Source organism: Aquibacillus koreensis (assembly GCF_025154055.1).
Lineage (GTDB): Bacteria > Bacillota > Bacilli > Bacillales > Amphibacillaceae > Aquibacillus_C > Aquibacillus_C koreensis.
The window spans coordinates 39101-63253 of record NZ_JAOALK010000056.1; the positions used below are offsets into that span (position 1 = coordinate 39101).

Below are 24153 nucleotides of genomic sequence, written 5' to 3' on the forward strand. Positions count from 1 at the left end.
TCAAACCATGATTGATAAGAGTTAAAAGTAAGATATTATATGCATTCCTTCTATTATTTTTACATGCTCAAAAAACTAAAGCACGGTTAAAGGCGGTTCTTGGTCGATTAGCTCAACAATATCATTATCTTCATTCATGATCGCCACTTTTGGTTTGAATGATGTTAGTTCATCTTCTGAAATAATAGCATAGGAAACAATAATAACAATATCATCCTTTTGAACTAACCTTGCTGCAGCACCATTCAGACAGATAACTTTGCTTCCCCTTTCACCTGGAATCACATAAGTTTCCAATCTAGCACCATTGTTATTATTAACGATCTGCACTTTTTCATGTGGCAGTATACCTACTTGTTCCAATATTTCCTCATCAATTGTAACACTACCAACATAGTTTAGGTTTGCTTCGGTTACACGAGCACGATGAAGTTTTGCTTTCATCATAGTCCGTAGCATAACATGTTCCCCCTATTATCTATTGAGAAATTAAGCCAGTGGTATAATTATATTATCAATTAACCTTGCATGCTTGAACTGAACGACAGTAGCAAGTATTACCTGTTGGTTAATGACTTTCATCGTTGTTAAGTCTGGATAGCTTAATAATTCAACATAATCTATTTTACCATTTGTATGTTTATTAATAAATTGCTCTACTTCTCTAACAATAATAACAGGATTTTTTTCCCCGTCAACAACCATTTTTTTGGCATCTTGTAAAGCTTTATATATATAAGGTGCTTCCGTTCTTTCCTGCTCTGAGAGATACACATTACGACTACTTTTAGCAAGTCCATCATCTTCTCTTACCGTAGCGACAGGTTGTAACTCTACTGGGAAATTTAAGTCATTAATTAGAGCATCAACCACAGCTACTTGTTGTGCATCTTTCAACCCAAAATAAACCGTATCAGGTAAACAAATATGAAATAGTTTTGTAAGCACTGTAACAACACCTGAAAAGTGTCCTTCTCGTGTTCGGCCACATAGAACATTAACTCTCTGTGTTACCTGCATATCGATCGATTGATGGGTAGGGTACATCTCTTCTACAGTAGGGATGAAAAGTAGATCAACTTGATTACGCTCAGCAACCAATCGATCGTGAGCTTCATCCCTCGGATAACGTTCGAAGTCTTCATTTGGGCCAAATTGCAATGGATTGACAAATATACTGACAACTACTAGATCATGTTTGCTACGTGCTTGTTGCATTAAACTTTCATGTCCTTCATGTAAAAAACCCATGGTTGGGACAAAACCAACAGATTTTCCAGATCTTTTCCATTCCTTCGCAGTTTTTTGCATTTCTGCAACGGATCTTACGATGTCCATTCTTCATCCTCCTGCTTCAACTCCGCTAAGACATCAGAGTTCATCGTGTATGTATGTTCTACGCCTGGAAATTCTTTTCGCTTTACCTCTTTAACAAAACTCTCTAAGGATTGTAGAAAACCATCATTCGCGTGACCATAGGCTTTTACAAATTTAGGTAAGCGTTCTACTCCGTAAAGTAGCAAATCATGGTACACTAGTACTTGACCGTCACAGTCTGCCCCTGCTCCAATACCAATCGTCGGAATCTCTAATGAAGCAGTAATGATTTCTGCAAGTTCTTTCGGGATACATTCTAAGACTAAGGCAATAGCACCACTCTGTTCTAATCTCTTTGAATCTGTCAATAACTTCTCAGCAGCTTCTTTATTTTTACCCTGGACTTTATATCCGCCTAGTACATTTACGGACTGTGGTGTAAGACCTAAATGCGCCACAACTGGTATGCCGGCATCAGTCAATCGTTCTGTAAGCGTCAAAATCTCTCTGGAAGCACCTTCAACTTTTAATGCATTTGCTCCAGATTGTTGAAAAATTTTCATCGCATTCTCCAATGCATTTTCAAGCGAGATATGATAAGACATAAACGGCATGTCCACAACAGTGAACGTGTTTGGAGCACCTCGTTTTACTGCTTTTGCATGGTGGATCATATCGTCAACAGTTACTTGTATCGTAGAGTCATACCCTAGTACGACCATACCTAAAGAATCACCCACTAAAATTGTGTCAACACTAGCTTGTTCCACAAGTTTCGCAGATGGATAATCGTAAGCTGTCACCATTGTTATCTTATCACCTTTTTGCTTCATTTCTTGTAATTCAAATCTGTTTTTCATAGGATTAATATCCCCCTTACCACTTTATTTCAGCAGAATATAAGGTTTCTACACTTCCATCATCATTTTTGATACGCAGCGCTCCATCAGGTTCTATTCCTTCAATAACGCCATACCATTGTCTTTTAGCCGTTTGGATATAAACTTTCTCTCCTAATTTGTATCCATACTTTAACCAGTTCCCTTTAAGCACGTCAAACCCGTGACTGATGTATTTTTCATAAACATCCTCAAACTTCATCAATATTTGTTGCGTCATTACAATTGGATCAAGTTTTTGCCCGGATTGAATTTTCAATGATGTTGCAATTGGCTTTAAATCCGCTGGGAACATATCCTTTGATTGGTTTACATTGAGTCCAATCCCAATCACCATAAATTCTATTTGATCTTGCTCTGCTTGCATTTCAGTAAGGATTCCGGAAACCTTTTTATCATTAATTAATATATCATTGGGCCATTTAATCAAAGGCTTTACATTAAAATTACTTAGAACCTCCGCTATTACGGTGGCTACTAATAAGGTTATCTGAGGTGCCTTATTCGGTAAGATCTCAGGTCTTAAAATTAAGCTCATCCAAATTCCTTCACCTTTTCTTGAATGCCATGTTCTTTGCATTCTACCTCGACCAGCCGTTTGTTCATCAGCAATTACTATTGTGCCATGTTCAGCGCCTGTTGCTGCAAGTTGTTTTGCTAAGGTTTGTGTGGATGCAATCGTTGGTTTATGTACAATACTCTTACCTAACCACTCGGTTTGAAGACCCCATTGTAATGTGTTCTGACTCATTTTATTTGGTGCAGAAGTAATCTTATATCCTTTTCGTGGTTTGGCATCAATGACATAGCCGTCTTTTTCAAGCTCTTTCATATGCTTCCATACTGCCGTGCGCGATATGTGAAGCTTAGTAGAAAGCTCCTGTCCCGAAATATAACATTGTTCGTTCTCCTGTAATAACTCGATTAAATGCTGCCTGGTCGATTCCATTTCATAATCCACTCACTTAATTCTATTTTTTGATTCTGTACTTTTCCATCTACGACATCCTTTTCTAATTGAAAAAAATATTGATTAATCCAAGGACCCTTTTTACGGTCTGGAAATAACTGAACAAGCTCTTGACCATTTATAGCGAGGTCTTGTCTTTTCTGAATAGGAAGCGACTGTTTCACGATCATAATCTTAGAACTATCGAGCTTAACTGCCATATGAACGTCTATTATTCGAACAAAGCCATCAATAAGGTGTTCAGGTAAAGTATAAACTAACCAATTTGTTAACTTACTTTCACGATATTGTTGCGATGCACCTACTAAGTTTTTGATATCACCTTTTGTTTTATTGGATAGCTTCCATTGACTTACCCATGTTTCAATAGGTATCTCAGGCTTCGCAATGTGAAACACGGCTATTATTTCACTTATATCCAATAGTGGTTCTTTTATATGCTTTATAACATCAAATAAATGGTCATTCTCTTTCAACACTGGAAGATAACGACTTACTTTTGTTAGAAATAATACAGAAACAACCGATTGAAAAAAGTCACCGGCAAACAACTTTTGTATCTCTATTCCAACACGTTCCGTCGCTAATTGTTCTACCCAATGGATATTTTTCATTAGGGATGCTTGTGTTGTTGTCTCAATGGAAAAGCCGAGTTGACTAGAAAAACGTAATGCTCGAAGCATTCTTAGGGGATCTTCTTGAAATCGATCATCAGGATTTCCCACTGTACGAATAACTTTAGAATTTATATCTACCTGTCCATCGAAGGGATCAATTATATGATTATTAATATCCATAGCCATCGCATTGATCGTAAAATCACGCCTTGCTAAATCATCTTCAATTCGATCAACAAATGTCACATGATCTGGATGACGAAAATCAGTATAATTTCCTTCCACGCGAAATGTTGTTACTTCATAAGACTCATTTTTATACCTTACGACTACCGTTCCGTGTTCGATCCCGACCGGTATCACCTTTTCAAATAATGATTGTACTTCATTAGGGATTGCAGAGGTCGTAATATCAATATCTCCTATCTCACGATCAAGAAATTGATCACGAACCGCTCCACCTACTATGTACGCCTTATGGCCATTCTGTTCTAATGTCTTTAGAATTTGTTTTGCGTGTACAAACGGATCCTGCATATTAATCACCAGCTAATGTTTTATCATATAAATCCACATATTGATTTACTATCATCTGAGCACTAAAATTATCTTTCACACGATTCAATGCATCTTTGGAAAACGCAGACCAAATTTGTTGATTTGATAATAGATGAATAGCTCTTTCAACAATCATCTCAATATCCCCTAAATCGACAATAAAGCCATTTTTGTTATCTTCTATTACTTCAGGTATTCCTCCAACATTTGTTCCAATGCATGGTACACCACATGCCATTGCTTCTAATAAAACGAGACCAAAGCTCTCTTTCTCTGATAAAAGAAGCATTAAATCAGATATAGATAACAGCTCTGCTATATTCTTTTGTTTTCCTAAAAATAGAACTTTATTTTCGATCTTTAAATCCCTTACTAATTGGAACATCTCCGAGTATTCCGGTCCATCTCCAATTAGCAATAACTTAGAAGGAATCTCCTTTTCGATCTTTTCAAAAGCATAAATAACATCTTGCACCCGTTTTACTTTTCTAAAATTTGATATATGAACTAATACCTTTTCATGCTCTTCAATTTTATATTGTTGTTTTAATAGGTGATTTTTTTTATAAAAGTACTCTGTTTCATCAACAAAGTTATAAATGACTTCCAACTCTTTATCCACTTGAAGCATATCTTTTGTTTGACCTACCAAACTGTTAGAAACAGCTGTTACTGCATCGGATTTTTCAATTCCATGCTTAATCATCTTTTTTAAGCTTGTATCAATTCCTAATACAGTAATGTCTGTCCCATGTAGAGTCGTTACTATTTTCACATCACGTTGAGCCATTTCTTTGGCCAAAATAGCACAGACTGCATGCGGCATCGCATAATGTACATGTAATATATCCAATTCATGTGTGTCGATCACTTCAGCCATCTTATTTGCTAATGCTAAATCATATGGAGGATATTGAAAAACTGGATAATGATTTACTTCAACTTCATGGAAAAAGATGTTTGAATATACATTATTTAATCGAAACGGAACGCTAGAAGTAATAAAATGAATTTGATGTCCTTTCTTAGCTAATAGCTTTCCTAATTCTGTAGCAATAACACCTGATCCCCCAACAGTTGGATAACAGGTAATTCCAATTTTTTTCATCATTCATTTCCTTTATCGTTTTTTTCATTTTCTTTTAGAATATCTCGCCAATTAAAATAACCTTCATCTAATGCTCTAATTAAGATTTCTGCTCCACCTAAATTAGTGGCTAGAGGTACTTGATAGACATCACACAATCTCATTAAAGCAATAATATCTGGTTCATGTGGTTGGGCAGTTAATGGATCTCTTAAGAAGATGATTAAGTCCATTTCATTTGTAGCAATTAGTGCACCAATCTGTTGATCTCCACCAAGTGGACCTGATCGAAAACGATGTATATTTAAACCTGTCGCCTCACTAATCTTCTTCCCAGTAGTACCTGTCGCAAACAAACGATGACCCTTTAAGATTTCGGTATATGCAATAGCAAAATTAATCATATCTGGTTTCTTTTTATCATGAGCAATTAATGCAATATTCATGTTCTTCTCCCCTTAGTCCAGTAAATTTTCCAAGCCATAAACGAGTAAATCTAATTTCATAACCTGTTCCACTGCTAATTTAACACCCGACATAAATGATGCACGATCAAATGAATCATGTTTGATCGTTAAATTTTGACCAGAAGAACCAAAGATCACCTCTTGGTGAGCAACTAAACCTGGTAGTCTTACACTATGGATTTTCATCCCATCCATATCTGCTCCACGAGCACCTTGAATTGTTTCTTTTTCGTTTGGATGACCTTGCTTCTTACTCTCACGTACATCTTGGATAAGTTGTGCTGTCTTTACAGCAGTTCCTGAAGGTGCATCTAGTTTTTGATCATGGTGTTTTTCGATAATTTCTACATCCGGAAAATACTTCGCTGCCATTTTTGCAAATTGCATCATTAATACGGCACCTACAGCAAAGTTTGGTGCAATCACAGTACCTAACCCTTTTTCTTCTGCTAGATCCGTTAACTCCTCCAACTGCTCATTCGTAAAGCCTGTTGTACCAACAACTGGACGAATACCATATTCTAATGCTGTCTTTGTATGTAAATATCCTACCTCTGGTGTAGTTAAATCAACCAGTACGTCCGCTTGTACGGATTCAAAACAAGTATTTATATCCGCGTATATCGTAACGTCAAATGCTGGTAATCCGTCTAACTCGCTTAGTTTCTTTCCATCATGCTTATGATCGATACATGCCACCAATTCTAGGTTATCTTCCTTTTCAATCATGCGTAAAGCCTCACTACCCATTCTCCCTCTTGGTCCTGCAACTATCACTTTAATCGTATCAGTCATTCTTATCATCCTCCAAATCAGTCTTTCTTGTCCAACGATTTTTATCTCTTGTTTCAATTTTAGACATGGATTTATCAAATGCTTGCGCAATATCAATATCTAATGAATTTGCGAAAGACATCGCGACAAATAATAAATCACCAAGTTCATCCTCTATGGTGTTTTCTTCTTCTGAAGCTTTTTTAGGTTTCTCTCCATACTGATGGTTCACTTCTCGTGCGAGCTCCCCCACTTCTTCGGTAAATCTAGCTAACATAGATAAAGGTGAGAAATATCCTTCTTTAAACTGAGAAATATAATCGTCCACTCTTCTTTGCATTTCTCTTGTATTGTATAATTTTTTATCGTTCATGTCATATACTCCTTTATTTTGCCGACATTACCACTTCTCATGTTAGCTAAAAGTAGAAATTTTGACAAATTATAAATCCTATACTAGACGCAAAATATTACTCTGCATACCAAAACTTCATCTATTGCGTATTATGCATATACTGCGTCGTAACGCAAAAATAGAGTCATATAACGCAAGCGGCCTTGAGAGACCTTATTTCCCTGTTTTTGACCAATTTTGAATCTGAACGGTCATACTACGCTATTTTAATAAAATGTTATCGAAATCAATGAAATAAGGGCAAATAACGGATCTGGTGACCGCGAAAACTTGGAAATCTTGGATTTTTGCAAAAATAAGGGATCTCATGACCGCCAAGATTCTCTTAGATTTCTGAGCGGCTATGAGGGATCTTATTTTCCTATTTTAGGCCAATTTAAAATCTAAGCGGCTATACAGTACGTTATTTTAGCAAAATGCCCAGGTAATCAATGAAATAAGGGCAAATAAGGGATCTGGTAGCCGCTAAAATAATATAAACGAAGATTTCGGACAAATAACGGATCTAATAGCCGCCAAAATCGACCATAGATTAGCGGGTAGGATAGTTACTGCACAGTATGGATCAACTGCGATGGAAGTTATTTTGTATTTTAACACAAACTAAAATTGTTGTTTTAGTAATTTTTGATTGTTAGAAAATCCTAGGTTGATTATAATAAGTAACGGTAAAGAAAGGTAAAGGTGATGGTATGTTGTTTGGACTACGGATAAAAAACATTATTTTCATTTTAATAGGTTCTGCTATGTTCTCATTTGGTATTGTTCATTTTAATATGCAAAACAATCTAGGCGAAGGCGGATTTACTGGTATTACGTTATTATTATATTTCATTTTAAACTGGGATCCAGCTATTACAAATATTGTGTTGAACATTCCTACTTTCATAATTGGTTGGCGACTATTAGGGAAGACAACATTTTACTACACATTGATTGGCACGCTCTCTGTTTCCTTATTTTTATATATTTTCCAAATACATCAGTTTCAGTTACATATGCAATCAGATATGACGCTAGTAGCATTGTTTGCTGGTGTATCTATTGGTGTTGGCCTTGGGATTATCTTTAAATTCGGAGGCACAACTGGGGGAGTAGATATCATCGCAAGAATCGTGCATAAATATGTAGGATGGAGTATGGGGAAAACAATGTTTTTATTTGATGCCGTTGTTATCGCTTCTTCCGTCATTTTGTACTTAGAATTAGTAGAAGGTATGTACACGCTTGTAGCAGTCTACATTGCTGCTAGGGTAATTGACTTTATCCAAGAAGGAGCCTATTCAGCACGTGGTGCTACTATAATTTCAACACAAAGTGATCTAATTGCTAAGAAGATTATGAAAGACATGGACCGTGGCGTTACCGTCTTGCAAGGAAGAGGAAGCTATACAGGAGAAAAAAGAGATGTACTGTACTGTGTGGTAGGAAGAAATGAAATTGTACGTTTAAAAAGTATTATTAGTAGCATAGATCCACATGCATTTGTGGCTGTATCTTCCGTTCATGATGTTCTAGGAGAAGGATTTACGTTAGATGAAAATAAAAAACCATTATCAGAGTAACTATCATGTTTATTAACAAATAACAAAAGAGCTATCTCAATAGAGATAGCTCTTTTTTGTTATTTTAATCCTCACTAGCTACAAACATCAGAACGAATCTAATTAACTCAGCAACGGCAACCATAGCAGCTGCTACATAAGTTAAAGCTGCAGCATTTAATACTTTCTTCGTTTGTCTTTCCTCATTATTTCGAATGACACCACTAGAAACTAATTGGCCCATCGCCCGATTAGATGCATCAAACTCAACAGGCAATGTGACTAATTGGAATAATACGGCAAAAGCCATGAAGACCACACCGATTAACACTAAATTCATTAATCCCATTATCGCTCCAGCAATAATTAAGATAAAGGACATCTTATCCCCTAAGCTAGCGATTGGGAAAAGTGCATGTCGAAAACGTAAAAATGAATAAGCTTCTGCATCCTGTATCGCATGCCCTACTTCATGAGCTGCAATTGCTGCAGCAGCCATAGAATGACCATGATAATTATCAGTCGATAAACGCACCACTTTTTTTCTAGGGTCATAATGATCGGACAGCGTTCCTTTTGTTTCTTCTATTGTTACGCTAAATAGCCCATTATCATCAAGAATTTTCCTAGCGACTTGTGCACCAGTCATATAAGAAGAAGTGGCAACCTTTGCATATTTTTTGTATGTGCTTTTTACCCTTGACTGTGCCCATAATGGGATAATCATCAATAGAGCGATGTAGATAAGATAACCACCTAATCCACCAAACATGTGCATTCCTCCATCTAAAATTCCTTGTCTATCTAAGGTCAATTTTAGTCAAAAAATATAAGTTAGTCAACTAATTTGTCATTTGTTCGTTTTGCTTTTCCCCTTTATACTTTTTCCAAGTCACATAAGATAATGTAACAGTAATACAACCACCTACTACAGAAAGAAGCCATATGAAATTCAGACGACCCTTGCTGCTTGCACTTAGTTTTTCAATAAGTTGGGTTTGGTAAAATACTGTTTTTAATTCATCTGACCCACCTGAAAGACGATCGTATTCCGATAATGTTTGAAAAGAAGCTGTAAGCTCTGAAAATTGATCCGGTTCTAAAGCGACATGTAATGCCGGCTTCATAATCTCCCATTCCTCTATTACTTGATCGATTTGATCTTTTGATACTTCTTCCGCTTCAACATATTCATTTAATGTTGTTTGCAGCCTATATTTCCACGTCATCCATAGAGGATTTTTAGCATTTTCTATAGCATCCACTGCTAACAATAGTGTCTGCGCTTGTCTGCTTTTATACTGGTTAGAGAATGATTGTTCACGGACAACATTTAAGTTATTTGTTACTAACTGATTCAATTCGCTCTTCACATCGTCATCTAATCTTTCAAATAATGTGCTTAATTCATGTTCATGATTTGATAAAAGCGTATAAGCTTGTTGAAATCGTTCTTCGGTCACGTACCTATCATATTGATATATGGTTTGTGAAATATCAGAATGATGTGCACTTACCGTTGTACTATGTAAAAATTGAGACTCTATGCTCCATAGTATCCCTATTATGAATATGCTAATAATAATATAATGCTTTTTTTGTTCCATAGAGATCCCCTCTTCCATTCATTCTCTTACAAATGTATGAATGAGGAGACAAGTTTAGACCAAATCTCAAAAATTATAGTGAATCGTACTATTCCTTTTGACTGTAAGGAAATATGCAATTGCGAGGGACAAAATACTTAACCAAAAAGTAAAGTAACCAATCTCATTCATATACGTGGTTAATGTAGAATAAATCGGCATCATTTCAAACACATAATCAATCACATCATTATGTAATGTCCAAATCCCAGCAACAACTAAATGCCTCATTTTTATTTTATAATAAGGAGCATATAGCAAGCCTTGAATTGCCATAGCACCATGAGAAGCAATCAACATATAACCTGTTGGAGACAAGGAGCCGTTTATAATAAGGGTTAGTATGTTCATAACAACAGCCCACACACCGTATTTAAATAAGGTAACAATTGCTAAAGCCTCAATATACGGGACATTTTTACGAAAGATAAAAAATAATAGAAAGATGGTAAAAAATAAGCTAGCAGTAGGGCTATCGGGTACAAATATCAAGAATTTCGCGGGCGTTATTACTAATTGCCATTCATACCAAATGTACCCATAAATCGTACCAGCAAGGTTTATTAAAAATAACAGGATAAGAAATTCTCGACTCACTAATAGTTGTCTAAGTCTATGTATCACGTTCATTTTCCTTTCAAAGAGGGTTTATTGGATATATTAGGCATTATACTTTAAATCACCTATATTTACTATGACTAAGAAATGATGCACGCTATCAGTGTTCCATAGTTTAGAAACGCTATTTTTCCAATAATAGAATAACCCCTCACCTGTGAGGTGAGGGGCATCTTTATTAATGATCTTCATTTTCAGCAACTATAAATTCTGCTAGTTGTTGTAATTCTTCCTCAGTTCCATCAAACTGGCCAGCTGGCATGTCACCAATACCATTTACAGCAATATCTTTAATCTCATCAACCGAATAGTCAATGCCTATTAAAGAAGGTCCAGACGCACCTTCAAGGTTGCCACCATGACATTGGATACAACTGTTTGCTTCGTAGACAGCGTAACCATCGCTTTCTGTGTCCACTTGAATAGATCCTGGTGGAATTGGTTTATTTGCAGCTGCCTTTGCTTCCCAATCAACATGAGCCGCAGCTTCATACGTTAACCAAAATACAGAAATAACACCTAAAATCATCAACGATGTTGTAATAGGACGTTTAACAGGTCTTCTATTTGATCCCTTATCTAGGAATGGAGCTAGGAAAAGTCCACCAAAAGCTAAACCTGGAATTACAATAGCACCTAAAACAAAGAAATCTCCACCTGCAAATTGATACTTTAGTAATTGATATAAGAATAAGAAATACCAGTCTGGTAATGGTAAATAAGCAGCGTCCGTAGGATCAGCAGGTCCTTCTAATGGAGCTGGGTGTGCAATAGTTAAGCACAAAAATCCAACTAGAAAGACTGCACCAACTAACCACTCTTTTAAGAGAAAGTTCGGCCAAAATGCTTCAGTTTTACCAGGGTACTCAGAATAATCTTTAGGTATAAACTTCTTTTTATCGGCAGTAATCCTTGAATCGCCGACAAACTGCATTCCCTTACCCTTTTTCACAGCTTTCCCTCCTTTTTCATCAGTTAAATCTTAAAGCGGTCCTGAAATACCTTGCTTACGGATCATAATAAAGTGAGCAGCCATTAACCCAAACAGAGCCGCTGGTAAGAAGAAGACGTGGATTGCAAAGAACCTTGTTAAGGTTTGCGCACCAACAATTTCCGGATCACCTGCTAACAACGTTTTGGTTGCCTCACCAATAAATGGCACACCTTCTGCAATCTCCAATGTTACCAAAGTAGCAAAGTATGCTTTATTATCCCAAGGTAACAAGTAACCTGTTAAACCTAAACCAAGCATGACGAAGAAAATTAATACACCCACCATCCAGTTTAGTTCACGTGGTTTTTTGTAAGCTCCTTGGAAAAATACACGTAACGTATGTAGAAACAACATTACTATTACAACACTTGCACCCCAGTGGTGCATACCTCGTACAATTTGACCATGGGCAACTTCCGTTTGTAAGTAGTAAACGGATCTCCATGCATTTTCAATATCAGGCACATAATACATAGTTAGAAACATACCTGAGAGCACTTGAATAACGGTTACAAAGAATGTTAAGCCACCGAAACAGTATACAAATGCAGAAAAATGATGGGCCGGGTTTACGTGTTCTGGAACTTCATGATCAGCAATGTCTCTCCACAATGGTGTGATATCAACACGCTCATCAATCCAATCATAAATTTTTTGCATCATATTTTATGCCTCCTCTCTCGGTATTGCTTTTCCTAGGTACAATGTTCCATCTTCAATGCGTTGTTGGAACCTATCTAGAGCTGCGTTAGGTGGAGTTCCAGGTACATTTTCACCATCTTTATAGTACCTTCCATCATGACATGGACAAAAGAATTGATCTGGATAGTCATCGTTTCCAGCCCATGCTACTACACAACCTAAATGTTTACAAACCGGAGAAAGTGCTACAATACTTCCATCTTCCTGTTTATATACCCATGCACTTTTTGTTACTTCTGATTCATACCATGCGTCTACTTGATCAATGGTCCAATCAACACGCTGTGGTTCACTTGTTATTTCATCTACTTGAGCTACAGCTGTAAATTCTCCTTTACCCTGTGGCTGTAGTACTGGATCGATAGCAAATCGAACCATCGGAGCAAGCATCCCAGCCGCCATAAACCCCCCAACACCAGTAAGTGTATAATTCAAAAATTGACGTCGGGATACTTGATTTCTTTTTTCACTCATCCTTTACCCCCCTCTGTGCTTGTGGTTATTACTTCATGGTAAATTCTCTCACAGTATACTAGGACATTACCATGATAGCGCAAACGAGAAGCTCGGTCAATAAATTAAATACTTAACATACTATTTTGTTTACCAATACGACCGAATTAAGTCCATTACCTCATTTACTTGGTCTTTAATTAGTGCTCTAATTTGATCAGATTGCAAATCGCCACTTTGTATCGAAGGAAACCATAACAAGTTTCCATTTAGTTCCTGTTCACATTTCTTCCACTTCGAATCGAAAGTTAAAAAGAATATATGTGTAAAAGGATTTTCTTTGGCGTAATCTACCCATTTGTTTAATCTTTTCGCCTCTTGACTTATTTCTTCATCGGATAGATATGTAAAAACTGGTGTTAATAATATTCTACCTTTAAAACGCTTCTCTAATTCATTTGCAAATATTTTTACCAATTCGCCTTGAAATACTATTTTTTCTATTTTGCTATCCATTTGAAAGCTGATGGGCAATAAAGGGACTAGTAGCGTGTCCACATATTCTGTTACTTCCTTGTATTGATTTATATCTGTTTTAGTCCATTGCATGTATAATAAACCTGCCTTCCAATTTCTCTTGTTCTACTAAATTTATCATAACAAAAAGCGAATTTCACCTTATAAGGGAAATTCGCTCATTTTATATAACTAAAACCTTTATTCCATTATATTATTGATTTAATTTTGTGTTTTCTCTGCTAGTTTCAAAGTGCTGCTCTAAATGATATAGTTCTTCAGAGTACTTTTTAAATGCCTCTTTGTCTCGATGATCTAAGGCATCATCGATTTTGTTTTGAAGTCGTTCTTTTTGATATTCAAATAGCGAGATTTCTAACACACTTTTTGCAATCCGCTTTTCTTTATTTGTAATAAAAAAATCTTCTGGCAAAAATGGGTTATCCTCTAAGACAGCTACGTAAGATGCACATTGGACAGAATTTTTAAAGCTTAGTTGTATATAAATAGGATCATTTCTATTTAAACGAATATCGTGAAAAGATTTCTCTGCATCTGTTGTGACAATATGATTTTTATAAAAACGAAAAGGTACATCCTTTGAACAATGGGTAGAAATAACTATGCCACGTGGACAATAACGAGCTTCCCTTACAAAGTGAACTTTTTTCAACAAGGAATCATGATTTATTAAATAATTAAGAATCCATACACTTTCTCTTCTTTTCAACTGATAATTACTTAAAAACCATCTTATAAACTCTTTTTTATCCTTTATGGAAACAGACGTACTCAACTTTGTCCCCTCCTATTTAAAGAGACCCTCTTTATAAGCTGTCCTCATTTTGTTTTAACCGACCGAGGTATTCCTCAATCACCACATCTGTAGGTTCGATCGTGAGGTATTTTGAAAAAACTTCTATTGCCTTACTGATCCTCCCTTCTTCTACAAGGAAATATCCATATTCTGAAAGAAAGTCTAAATCACCTTTGAAAGTATTATATGCATCATCATAGAAGTTTAATGCATCATCATATGATTCTATTTCATTATATGCTCGTGCTAACTCCCATTTATAATAGTCATCTTCTTCGCCAATCTCATTTATATGGGTTAACAAATCAATGATGGCCAGTGCATCATTGTCTTGTTTATAATTCTCAACTAAAAATAGGACGGCCTCTTTATAGCCAGGATCAATTGCGACGGCCTCTTTTACATAACGGTAGCTATCTAATTTATTGCCGATTCGATTAGCTAGCTTACCAGCAGTAAAAAATAACTCCTTATTAAATTCATCCACTTTTAACCCTTTTAAAGCAGTATCGTACGCTTCCTGAATCATACCCTCTTCCTCATAAGCGCGTGCAAGATACAAATAAACGGATTGAAATTGTGGATCCAGTTCTAAAAGTTGCTCCCACACTTTAATCGCAATATCCATACGATCAGCACGAAAGGCAATGAATCCATAACGAAATAGGTTTTCTGGGTCATCACTTTCTGTTGATTGATAATAATCTAGGGCTTTTTCAAACTCCCCTGTAGCAGCATATGCCTCTGCAAGACGTACACTAATTTCAACTTCAGAGACAAACTGTTGGGACTCCATAACTTTTTCATAATAAGGAATTGCCTTTTGATATTCTCCGTTTGAAAATGCTAATTCCCCTAGTGCAAAGTCAACTAGTGGCTCCATCGGATCAAAATGCTTTGCGTCTAATAACTTTTGTTCTGCAACTTCGTACAGTCCTTGTGCTTGATATAAATCAGCCAATTGAATTAATGCCCCTAAGTAACCTTCATCAGTAGGCTTAATAGCAGCTAATAGGTCAATCGCTTCTTCATCTTCCTCTAGATCTATATGGATCTCTGCCAACATTAACTGTAGTTCAGACTCATTTGGAAATTGTTGTATTAACTGAAGTAAGACCATTTTCGCTTCCTCTAACATGCCCCACTGCATATATAATTCTGCTACAGTGAACTTTTCCTCATCGCTTGCCTTTGGTAAAAATTTTTCTAAAGCTCCAATTGCTTCTTCTGTTTTATCTTGTTCCATTAGCGTAATTGCTTCGTATATTTCTTCCATTCATGCCACCCTTTCTACTACAAGAAGTGCTTGGGAATAGTAACTGTAGTGTACTCTCCTTTAGCCGCATCTGCTTGCACTACATTACTTGTTTTTATTACTACACCATTCGATACAACGATCACTGGAATAGCTTTATGATATCTGAAATTTGATCGATCTTCAATTGATGGGATACTAGAAAGGTCAAATAAATTATAATCAGCACAACCTTGATGTAAGAATTCTCCTTTATGCGGGGAAATACCTGTTAAACGTAAAATTTCTTTTGAGAGTGGCTCGATTGTTAGCTCATCATAAAATGTTTCAATACTATATTTCTTGCATACTTTGTCCCAAACTTTAAAGTTTTTCTTGTATTGATCAGACATATACTTGATTGGTGTTTTAGAAAAGCTTTGTGTTTGCTGTATCCAACTCCATTTAACCTTTTTCAAGCTTTTTTCATCTGGCTCATCAATTAGAATAAAAGGCACTTTTTCTCGACCAAAAAATTTAATTTGTTCTGTAGATAATCTTGATGCGGGAATTCGAGGGGCAATCATAAAATCGATAGGTGAAACAGAAGCGAGTTTTTCTTTAAACGCTTGAAATTTTTCGATAAACCTGTGGTTTGTATTTAAAGGTAATTGACATATTAATAAAGAACAACCGCGGTGAACATACTTTGTTATCGTATTTTCAATGATACTTTGATCGTACACCGGTTCAGCTAGATCTAGATAGACTTTTCCTGGCCCAATCCAAAAAGATCTTACGTCCATCTCTTTTGCTCGTTCTTTACTATTTAGCGTTGTTGTGAATTTTTTATCATATACAAATATATCTTTGGCCGTCCATTGTCCTTCTTCATATACATGGTCACTTGAAAAATAATATACCTCCATACCTAATCCACTCCTCTTGGGATTTGTACAAGGTATGAAGGTACTTAAGAATCTATGATAGTTATCTAGATACTTTTTTTAGATGTTCAAAAAAACTAGGGTAAGAAATGGATATACAGGCAGGATTAACTAGTGTAACTGCTTGTTCTGTTATTAAAGAAGCGATCGCAATCATCATTCCAATACGGTGGTCACCATAAGAGTCAACTTTACCTCCTGATAATGTACGATTACCATGTATGATCATTCCATCTTTTGTAGCTTCTATATCCGCACCTAGGGCTTGTAACGTGTTTACCACAGAAGCAATTCTGTCTGATTCTTTATATCGAAGTTCTTCGGCGTCTCGTATAATTGTTTTTCCATTTGCTTGTGTGGCTAACAAAGCGATAATTGGAATCTCATCTATGATTCTAGGAATAATCTCTCCATCAATGATAATACCCTTTGGAGTAGAGGATCTTACTGTAATAGAGCCTACTGGTTCACCTCCAATAGTTCGCTCTTCCACAACAGTAATATCAACGTCCATTTGTTTTAAAACATCAATAATCCCCGTACGAGTTGGATTTAAACCAACATCTTTAATCGTCAATTCACTACCAGACACAATGGTACTCGCAACTAAGAAAAATGCAGCTGAAGATATATCTCCCGGCACATGAATCTCTGTTCCTTGTAATTGTTGTTTACCAGTTATACTAATCTTTCCGTTATTCGTGTCTATTTTCCCACCAAAAGCTTGTAGCATATTCTCGGTATGGTCTCTTGTTGTTGTTTTTTCTGTTACTGTTGTTTCACCTTCTGCTAACAAGCCTGCTAATAATACTCCCGATTTCACTTGGGCACTCTTTACAGGCGTTTCGAATGCTATGCTGGATAAATTCCCACCACGCATTGCTAGAGGTAAATACTTTCCATTTTCTCGACCGTCAATCATAGCACCCATTTGTCGCAAAGGAATTACTACTCTGTCCATCGGTCTATTTGTCAGGGATTCGTCACCAAATAAAGTGAAATGATGCGGTAAACCAGCTAGAACACCTAATAGTAGACGAGCAGTTGTACCAGAATTGCCTAAGTTAATTGGTTCAATAGGCTCCTGTAAATTTTCCACACCATTCCCCTCAATAACCACTGTTTGGCCATGCTTCTCAATCGATACACCCATCGCTTGAAAAGCAGCAATGGTACGCATACAATCTTCACCATCTAAAAAATTGGTAACAACTGTCTTCCCTTGGGCGAGCGAGCCAAAAATAATAGAACGGTGTGAAATTGATTTATCTCCAGGTACCTGTAACTCCCCTTTAATAACTGTTTGTTTAGATTCTAATAGCTTTTCACTCATCGTAACTAGTTACCCCCTTTACTCCTCAATCATCGTTTCATATCCTTGTTTTGTTAAGATTTCATAACCTGCTGCTTGATCCCTCTTGCTTTGAAAGCTTAAACGTAAAACACCAGTTATACCTTCTCTTATCTCTAATATTTCAATGTTATTAATACTAATTTCTTTATTTGCAAGTAACTCTATCACTTTAAGCAAAGCACCAGGTTGGTCAGCAATATCCACATAGAGATCATAGAATGCAGGAATTGCCCCCTTCTTCTTCGTATCTAGACCATCGCGATATTCCTTCGCCTGTTCTAAATAATGATACATCGAAACCTTATCATTTGTTTCTAATAAATTTTTTAACGCTTGCATTTCTTCGATCCAATCCTCTAATAACTTCTGCATCTTTTTACTATTTTGAAAAAAGATGTCCTGCCACATAGCAGGATTACTGGATGCAATTCGGGTGATATCTCTAAACCCACCAGCTGCAAGCTTTGGTATGTATGCGTGTGTTTGCTGCCATGTTTTTGCTTGGTGCACAAGAGAAGAAGCGATTAAATGCGGAAAATGCGAAATCACAGATGTCATCTCGTCATGTTCTTTTGGATTTAATTGCAAAAATTTACATTTCGTTCCAGATAATAACATCTTGAGTGCTTCCATCTTATCAGTTGAACAACTTGCAAGCGGTGATAATACATAAATAGCATTTTCGAATAAGTGTCCTTTTGCAGCATGGATACCTTTTTTGTGTGAACCTGCCATTGGATGGCCGCCTATAAAAGTTACATACTCTGAATCAATCAATCTAGCAGCCTCCATAATGGAGGATTTTACCGATGAAACATCTGTAATAATGATGGGCTTTTCAAAGGTAATATCTTTGATTCTCTCTACCAATTCAACCGCCTTAGAAACAGGAGCAGCTAAGATACAAAAATCAGCTTGAACAATTGCTGATTCAAAATCATTACTTGCTTCATCAATAATGCCATTCATTAAACTAAATTCTAATGTTTTTTTACTAACATCATAGCCAATCACATGATGATTAGTATTTTGTTGGATATTAATAGCTAGCGAGCCCCCAATTAACCCGAGACCCGCTATTAGAACAGTTTGTTTCACAGTTTATTCTCCTCTTTCAATGGAGCTAAATATGCATGCATTAATTGTTGTAATTCTTCCATATCCTCCGATTTTCCAATGGTGATTCTAACGCCATTCGGATGACCTAACGCTTCTCCTGAGCGGACAATGAAGCCATTACTTAGTAAGTGTTCGAACATTTCATCACCACTTACAGGCAATTTCACAAATACAAAGTTCGTTTCTGAATCATAATACTCTAACCCTAATGCATCACAATGTTTTAAAAAGGCTTGCTTGTTCGTTGTATTCTTACTGATCGTCTCTTTCAAGAAACGTTCATCTTTTAATGCAATAAGAGCAGAGCCTTGCGCGATTGTAGTTGTATTAAATGGTCCTCTTGTAATATTTAATAATGTAATAATTTCTTTACTTGCAACACCATAACCAATTCGCAGGCCTGCTAAGCCATATGCTTTAGAAAATGTTCGTAGTACCACTAAATTGGCGTAGTCCTTCAAAGATGCTATTGTATCTGGCGCTTCATCTGTTGTTATATACTCGTAGTAAGCTTCATCTACAACGACCATTACGTGTGAAGGACATGCTTGTAGAACGTGTTCGAGACTTTTACGATCAATGAGACAACCCGTTGGATTATTTGGAGAACAAAGCCATAAAACACGTGTATCTTCATCGACTTCCTCAAGCATTCCCTCAAGGTCATGATAACCATTTACTAAAGGAACCTCTCTTATTTCTGCTCCTTGAATCAATGCATTATGCTTATATTGTGGAAATGTAGGGGTAGCCATAATCGTATTTGTACCCGGCTCTAAATATGTTCGGCATATGATATCGACAACTTCATCAGAACCACATCCGAATACAATTTGATCGCCATCCACTTCTAACTTATTGGCTAGGACTTCTCTTAATTCTGTACTATAGCCATCGGGATAAATTTCTAAGTGGTTAATAAGCTTAGGAATTGCCGCTTCTACTTGATCTGAATAACCAAATGGATTTTCATTGGAAGCCAACTTCACAATCTTATTCAAACCGTATTCCTTTTTCACTTCTTCAATTTGTTTGCCAGGTTTATATGGTGACATATTTTTAAAAATATCTTTACCCTTCATAATCGATTCACTCCATTTCTACTTCAAGTCAACTCTATTGATCCGTTAAATCTGGACGTAGTTGCGTTGCCTTATGATGATATACATGTTGAATATTAACTTGACTAATCGACGTATTAACAGTCATCATAATACGAATACATAATGCAAGACTTCCAGGCACCTCAATTTCTTTCATACACATCACAGGTACATACTTCCATCCCTCAATTAAACGTAATGCCTTTGCAGGAAAAGTTGCATTAAGATCTGAAGTTACGGAAATCATTACAGAAGCAATATCTTCTGCTTGAATATCGTTAGCATTTGCCATTTCTTCAATTAATATTTTTGTGTTAGCTACTATTTCATCAGCTTCATTTGACTCGACTGTTGTCGCTCCACGAACTCCTCTAATCAAGATTTCCCCAACTCCCTTAAAAAATCATCTAGATATTTCGATAATAGTTCGTCATCAAGTGTTTCAATGGTCGGTTGACCCACACCCTTTAACAGAACCATTTGTACCGTTAAATCCCTGGACTTTTTATCTTTCTTCATACGACCAAGTAATGTCTCTACTGAAAGTGATGGTAACTGAAACGGGTACTTATTTCGATCCAACCACTCGTATAACTCCTTGTAAGGTAAAGGGCTATTGTATATATTCTCACTTACCTGCAAGGCAAAAAGCATTCCTATGGCTACTGCCTCACCATGTGTTATTTGTCCATAACCAAGTTCTGATTCTAATGCATGGCCTAATGTATGTCCTAAATTTAAATACTTTCTTTGATTACTTTCTTTCTCATCCAGTTCAACAATCTTTGCCTTTACGGCTATTCCTTTTAGGATATGTTCAGTCAAATCTTCATCCTTGATTTTTGTAGTAATGTCAAACGATCTAACTTGATCGAAAAAAAGTTGGTCACTGATCAATCCGTGTTTAATCACCTCTGCATACCCTGAGCGGATTTCTTTATCGGATAAAGAATGCAATGTTTCGACATCATAAATGACTGCTTGCGGTGGATAGAAGTTTCCAATTAAATTTTTTCCTTCTGGGTGATTAATAGCCACTTTACCACCGACACTACTATCATGTGCGAGTATCGTTGTAGGCATTTGAATAAAATCGATTCCTCGCATGTACGTGGCAGCAACAAATCCTGCTAAATCTCCAACCATACCACCACCAAGAGCTATAATTAATGAATGGCGATCAAGACCGTTTTTTATTGCAGCAGTCATTAAGTCATAATAATTGGATATGTCTTTAGACGACTCCCCAGCTGCTACCACTGCATAACTAATCTTTATATCTTCAGAAAAAGAGTTGACGACGTCCTGTAAATATAATGACTCCACAGAACTATCAGTAATGATCATAATATTGTTATATTCTTTTCCGATCAAAGCTTGCGTTTTAAAACGTAATTTAGTACCAACAAATATGGGATATTTGTTGGTACTAGACTTAATTGTTAATTGTTCCATTAAAAGCACCTAATTTCCTCACGGTACTGATCTATCGCTTTTTTTAGTTTCGGGAATTGATCATGTGGGAACTGTTCAAGTAATGCTTTTGCTACTTCAAAAGCTACAACATGCTCCATAACCACCGCAGCGGCCGGAACCGCGCAAGAATCTGAGCGCTCAATACTAGCATTAAATGGCTCTTTCGATTCAATATCTACACTTTGTAATGGTTTATAAAGCGTTGGGATCGGCTTCATTACACCTTTAACTACGATAGGCATACCCGTTGTCATTCCACCTTCAAAACCACCCAGGCGATTCGTTTTTCGGTAATAACCTTTTTCCTCTTCCCAAGCAATCTCATCATGAACCTCACTACCATTTTTACGTGCTGCTTCAAAACCAATTCCAAATTCAACACCTTTGAAAGCATTGATACTGCTAACCGCACCAGCGATTCTTCCGTCTAATTTTCTATCATAGTGTACATAAGAACCAACACCAGCTGGCATTCCTTCGATATACACTTCACAAACGCCACCAATAGAGTCTCCATCTTTCTTCGCTTTGTCAATGGCATCCATCATTTTTTGTCCTGCTTCAGCATCTAGGCAACGTACAGGAGATTCTTCTGATATTTTCACACGATCATCCATGCTCATCTCTGGATATTCTTTAGCTTGTATACCTGCAATCTCTCTTACGAACCCAACAATATTTATATCAAGGTGAGCAAGTAATGTTTTAGCAACAGCTCCTGCAGCAACACGTGCAGCTGTTTCACGAGCAGATGAACGCTCTAGTATATTTCGTATATCACGGTGTCCATACTTCATTGCACCATTTAAATCAGCATGACCAGGGCGAGGACGCGATACCACTCTTCTAATCTTTTGGTCATCATCAATTGGATCTTCTCCCATAACATCTTCCCAGTGTTTAAAATCATCATTATATACAACCATTGCTATCGGTGATCCAAGTGTATAACCATGTCTCACACCGCCAACAATGTCTACTAAGTCTTTTTCAATCTGCATACGTTTTCCACGACCGTGGCCTTTTTGTCTTCTTAATAAGGATTCATTAATATTCTCTTTTGTAAGAGGCATTAAAGAAGGTAAGCCTTCTATAATTGTTGTTAGTTGTTTACCATGTGATTCTCCTGCAGTTAAATAGCGCATGTGTTTCCCCCCGAATTATACTAATTTTTGTACTACTATATCATACCTTTCTCTAATTGTGTGCATGAAAGGTGATAAAAAATCTCACAAAGTTGTATTTTTTTGAAAAATTCTAAAAATAATCCACATAAGCAGACTACATCTTCTTCTATTGTAATGTATTGTCATTAATTTTCATAATATGCCGAACTCCATTCTAAAGAATGGAGTAGTGAATATGTTTCGTATAGTGCGGCATAGTAAAGAAATATTTTAGGAATGCAATTTGCGGCTGTGGTGGCCGTAATTTACCTTCGGGCTATTTATTCATCTGAGCGGCTTTGAGAGACCTTATAAACCTGTTATGGGCCATTTCTTAATCTGAGCGGCTATACAGTACGCTATTTTAATTAAACACCTACGAATTCAATGAAATCAGAACGAATAAGGGATCAGGTAGCCGTTAAAATCAGAAATCCTAAAATTTTAGGCAAATAACGGATCTCTTAGCCGCCAAAATCAGTAGCGACTGTGATAGTTATGACGCAGTTTATATTTACTACGAAAAAAAGGAAGAATCTAATCAAAGATTCTTCCTCACAGTTAATTGCCTTTCTGATAAAAAAAAGTATCTAACACTCTAAAATTATATCGATCCGGATTAAATATTTGTTCCGTACTGCCCACAAATAAAACACCTTGAGGGTTGAGGGACTTACTGAAATTCGTATAAATCTCTTTCTTAGCTTCTTCTGTAAAATAAATTAGAACGTTTCGACAAACAATCAAGTCATACCCTGTTGGATAAGGATCTGCAAGTAAGTTATGCTTTTTAAATGTAATACAGTTCTTAATTTTTGGATCAATCTTATATAATGATCCTTCTTGGGTAAAATACTTCTTCTTAATATCCTGTGGCACTTCTTGTAATGACCTTTCTCCATAAACCCCTTTTTTAGCTCGATCAATAACATTATCATCGATATCTGTAGCTAGGATTTCAATATTAGATAAAGGAACATGCTGATTAAGCACCATTGCAATCGTATAGGGCTCTTCACCAGTAGAGCAAGCGGCACTCCATATCTTTAACTTCTTATTTTTTTTCAGTAAATCTGGTAGTACCTTGGTGTCCAAAACAGACCATCTACTTGCATTTCTGTAAAACTCTGAAACATTAATCGTAACTTTATCTAGAAATTCATCCATTAATAGATTGTCTTTTGAGATCGCTTTAAAATAGCTTGAGAAGTCTTGGTACCCTCGTTTTTCTCTCAAAGAAGTTAATCTTCTTTTCATCTGTACCTCTTTATATAGAGATAAATCTATACTGGTCATCTTTTTTATCGATATAGTAAAATCTTGGTAGTCGCTCATTTCTTGATCTCCTTCATGAATGATT

General features: G+C 36.4%; 27 protein-coding genes. 1 reads left to right on the forward strand and 26 read right to left on the reverse strand.

The window, feature by feature from the left end; genetic code table 11:
* Positions 1-75: 75 nt before the first annotated feature.
* Genes panD through NYQ66_RS16615 form a run of 9 tightly spaced genes read right to left on the reverse strand, consistent with a single transcriptional unit; the run spans position 76 to position 7062 of the window.
* On the reverse strand, positions 76-459 hold the full coding sequence (gene panD, locus NYQ66_RS16575) for an aspartate 1-decarboxylase (protein WP_259871029.1): 384 nt from the start codon (positions 457-459) through the stop codon (positions 76-78).
* A gap of 30 nt (positions 460-489) precedes the next feature.
* Entirely contained in the window at positions 490-1338 is an 849-nt protein-coding gene (gene panC / locus NYQ66_RS16580) for a pantoate--beta-alanine ligase (protein WP_259871032.1), read from the reverse strand.
* Positions 1326-2177 carry a 3-methyl-2-oxobutanoate hydroxymethyltransferase gene (gene panB, locus NYQ66_RS16585; protein ID WP_259871035.1) on the reverse strand — a complete coding sequence of 284 codons (852 nt, stop codon included), beginning with the start codon at positions 2175-2177 and terminating at the stop codon, positions 1326-1328. Before panB ends, panC begins: the two co-directional genes overlap by 13 nt.
* Positions 2178-2193: 16 nt before the next feature.
* On the reverse strand, positions 2194-3165 hold the full coding sequence (locus tag NYQ66_RS16590) for a biotin--[acetyl-CoA-carboxylase] ligase (protein ID WP_259871037.1): 972 nt from the start codon (positions 3163-3165) through the stop codon (positions 2194-2196).
* Positions 3141-4340 carry a CCA tRNA nucleotidyltransferase gene (locus NYQ66_RS16595; RefSeq protein WP_259871039.1) on the reverse strand — a complete coding sequence of 400 codons (1200 nt, stop codon included), beginning with the start codon at positions 4338-4340 and terminating at the stop codon, positions 3141-3143. Before NYQ66_RS16595 ends, NYQ66_RS16590 begins: the two co-directional genes overlap by 25 nt.
* 1 nt (position 4341) lies before the next feature.
* A complete protein-coding gene (gene bshA / locus NYQ66_RS16600; protein WP_259871040.1) occupies positions 4342-5469 on the reverse strand; it encodes an N-acetyl-alpha-D-glucosaminyl L-malate synthase BshA in 1128 nt (375 codons plus the stop codon).
* Positions 5469-5894 (reverse strand): methylglyoxal synthase, encoded by a 426-nt coding sequence (gene mgsA, locus NYQ66_RS16605; RefSeq protein ID WP_259871042.1) that lies wholly within the window; start codon positions 5892-5894, stop codon positions 5469-5471. The genes bshA and mgsA overlap by 1 nt, the downstream gene beginning before the upstream one ends.
* A gap of 12 nt (positions 5895-5906) precedes the next feature.
* A complete protein-coding gene (gene dapB, locus NYQ66_RS16610; RefSeq protein ID WP_259871043.1) occupies positions 5907-6710 on the reverse strand; it encodes a 4-hydroxy-tetrahydrodipicolinate reductase in 804 nt (267 codons plus the stop codon).
* Positions 6703-7062: a nucleotide pyrophosphohydrolase gene (locus NYQ66_RS16615; protein WP_259871045.1), complete on the reverse strand. Its 360-nt coding sequence runs from the start codon at positions 7060-7062 to the stop codon at positions 6703-6705. Before NYQ66_RS16615 ends, dapB begins: the two co-directional genes overlap by 8 nt.
* A gap of 734 nt (positions 7063-7796) precedes the next feature.
* On the opposite strand from NYQ66_RS16615, the gene NYQ66_RS16620 reads away from it, so the two are divergent.
* Positions 7797-8669 carry a YitT family protein gene (locus NYQ66_RS16620; RefSeq protein ID WP_259871048.1) on the forward strand — a complete coding sequence of 291 codons (873 nt, stop codon included), beginning with the start codon at positions 7797-7799 and terminating at the stop codon, positions 8667-8669.
* A gap of 64 nt (positions 8670-8733) precedes the next feature.
* On the opposite strand, the gene NYQ66_RS16625 is transcribed toward NYQ66_RS16620, so the two are convergent.
* The 17 genes from NYQ66_RS16625 to NYQ66_RS16705 all read right to left on the reverse strand — a co-directional run bounded on the left by NYQ66_RS16625 (position 8734) and on the right by NYQ66_RS16705 (position 24128).
* Entirely contained in the window at positions 8734-9420 is a 687-nt protein-coding gene (locus tag NYQ66_RS16625) for a zinc metallopeptidase (protein WP_259871051.1), read from the reverse strand.
* Positions 9421-9490: 70 nt separating this feature from the next.
* Positions 9491-10255 (reverse strand): sporulation protein YpjB, encoded by a 765-nt coding sequence (locus NYQ66_RS16630; protein ID WP_259871054.1) that lies wholly within the window; start codon positions 10253-10255, stop codon positions 9491-9493.
* Between the two features lie 66 nt (positions 10256-10321).
* Complete coding sequence (lhaT, locus tag NYQ66_RS16635) at positions 10322-10924, reverse strand: lipoprotein heptaprenylglyceryl N-acetyltransferase LhaT (protein ID WP_259871057.1); 603 nt, start codon at positions 10922-10924, stop codon at positions 10322-10324.
* 166 nt (positions 10925-11090) lie between these two features.
* Positions 11091-11864: a menaquinol-cytochrome c reductase cytochrome b/c subunit gene (locus tag NYQ66_RS16640; protein ID WP_259871060.1), complete on the reverse strand. Its 774-nt coding sequence runs from the start codon at positions 11862-11864 to the stop codon at positions 11091-11093.
* A gap of 30 nt (positions 11865-11894) precedes the next feature.
* Positions 11895-12569 (reverse strand): menaquinol-cytochrome c reductase cytochrome b subunit, encoded by a 675-nt coding sequence (gene qcrB, locus NYQ66_RS16645; protein WP_259871063.1) that lies wholly within the window; start codon positions 12567-12569, stop codon positions 11895-11897.
* Positions 12570-12572: 3 nt separating this feature from the next.
* Entirely contained in the window at positions 12573-13082 is a 510-nt protein-coding gene (locus NYQ66_RS16650) for a ubiquinol-cytochrome c reductase iron-sulfur subunit (protein WP_259871067.1), read from the reverse strand.
* A gap of 129 nt (positions 13083-13211) precedes the next feature.
* Complete coding sequence (locus NYQ66_RS16655) at positions 13212-13670, reverse strand: YpiF family protein (RefSeq protein ID WP_259871068.1); 459 nt, start codon at positions 13668-13670, stop codon at positions 13212-13214.
* 121 nt (positions 13671-13791) lie between these two features.
* Positions 13792-14373, reverse strand: coding sequence for a ReoY family proteolytic degradation factor (locus tag NYQ66_RS16660; RefSeq protein WP_259871070.1), 582 nt, complete (start codon positions 14371-14373; stop codon positions 13792-13794).
* 31 nt (positions 14374-14404) lie between these two features.
* The gene (locus NYQ66_RS16665; protein ID WP_259871071.1) at positions 14405-15670 is read right to left on the reverse strand and encodes a tetratricopeptide repeat protein; all 1266 of its coding nucleotides are present in this window, start codon (positions 15668-15670) and stop codon (positions 14405-14407) included.
* A 17-nt stretch (positions 15671-15687) separates the two neighbouring features.
* The gene (locus NYQ66_RS16670; protein ID WP_259871072.1) at positions 15688-16557 is read right to left on the reverse strand and encodes a hypothetical protein; all 870 of its coding nucleotides are present in this window, start codon (positions 16555-16557) and stop codon (positions 15688-15690) included.
* Between the two features lie 61 nt (positions 16558-16618).
* On the reverse strand, positions 16619-17908 hold the full coding sequence (gene aroA / locus NYQ66_RS16675; protein WP_259871074.1) for a 3-phosphoshikimate 1-carboxyvinyltransferase: 1290 nt from the start codon (positions 17906-17908) through the stop codon (positions 16619-16621).
* 18 nt (positions 17909-17926) lie between these two features.
* Positions 17927-19027 carry a prephenate dehydrogenase gene (locus NYQ66_RS16680; RefSeq protein ID WP_259871076.1) on the reverse strand — a complete coding sequence of 367 codons (1101 nt, stop codon included), beginning with the start codon at positions 19025-19027 and terminating at the stop codon, positions 17927-17929.
* Positions 19024-20130, reverse strand: a complete 1107-nt coding sequence (hisC, locus tag NYQ66_RS16685) for a histidinol-phosphate transaminase (RefSeq protein ID WP_259871079.1) — start codon at positions 20128-20130, stop codon at positions 19024-19026. Before hisC ends, NYQ66_RS16680 begins: the two co-directional genes overlap by 4 nt.
* A 34-nt stretch (positions 20131-20164) precedes the next feature.
* The gene (gene aroH / locus NYQ66_RS16690) at positions 20165-20530 is read right to left on the reverse strand and encodes a chorismate mutase (protein ID WP_259871082.1); all 366 of its coding nucleotides are present in this window, start codon (positions 20528-20530) and stop codon (positions 20165-20167) included.
* Positions 20527-21606 (reverse strand): 3-dehydroquinate synthase, encoded by a 1080-nt coding sequence (aroB, locus tag NYQ66_RS16695; protein ID WP_259871084.1) that lies wholly within the window; start codon positions 21604-21606, stop codon positions 20527-20529. The genes aroH and aroB overlap by 4 nt, the downstream gene beginning before the upstream one ends.
* Complete coding sequence (aroC, locus tag NYQ66_RS16700) at positions 21606-22772, reverse strand: chorismate synthase (RefSeq protein WP_259871086.1); 1167 nt, start codon at positions 22770-22772, stop codon at positions 21606-21608. The genes aroB and aroC overlap by 1 nt, the downstream gene beginning before the upstream one ends.
* A gap of 582 nt (positions 22773-23354) precedes the next feature.
* Positions 23355-24128, reverse strand: coding sequence for a CheR family methyltransferase (locus NYQ66_RS16705; protein ID WP_259871087.1), 774 nt, complete (start codon positions 24126-24128; stop codon positions 23355-23357).
* Positions 24129-24153: the final 25 nt, after the last annotated feature.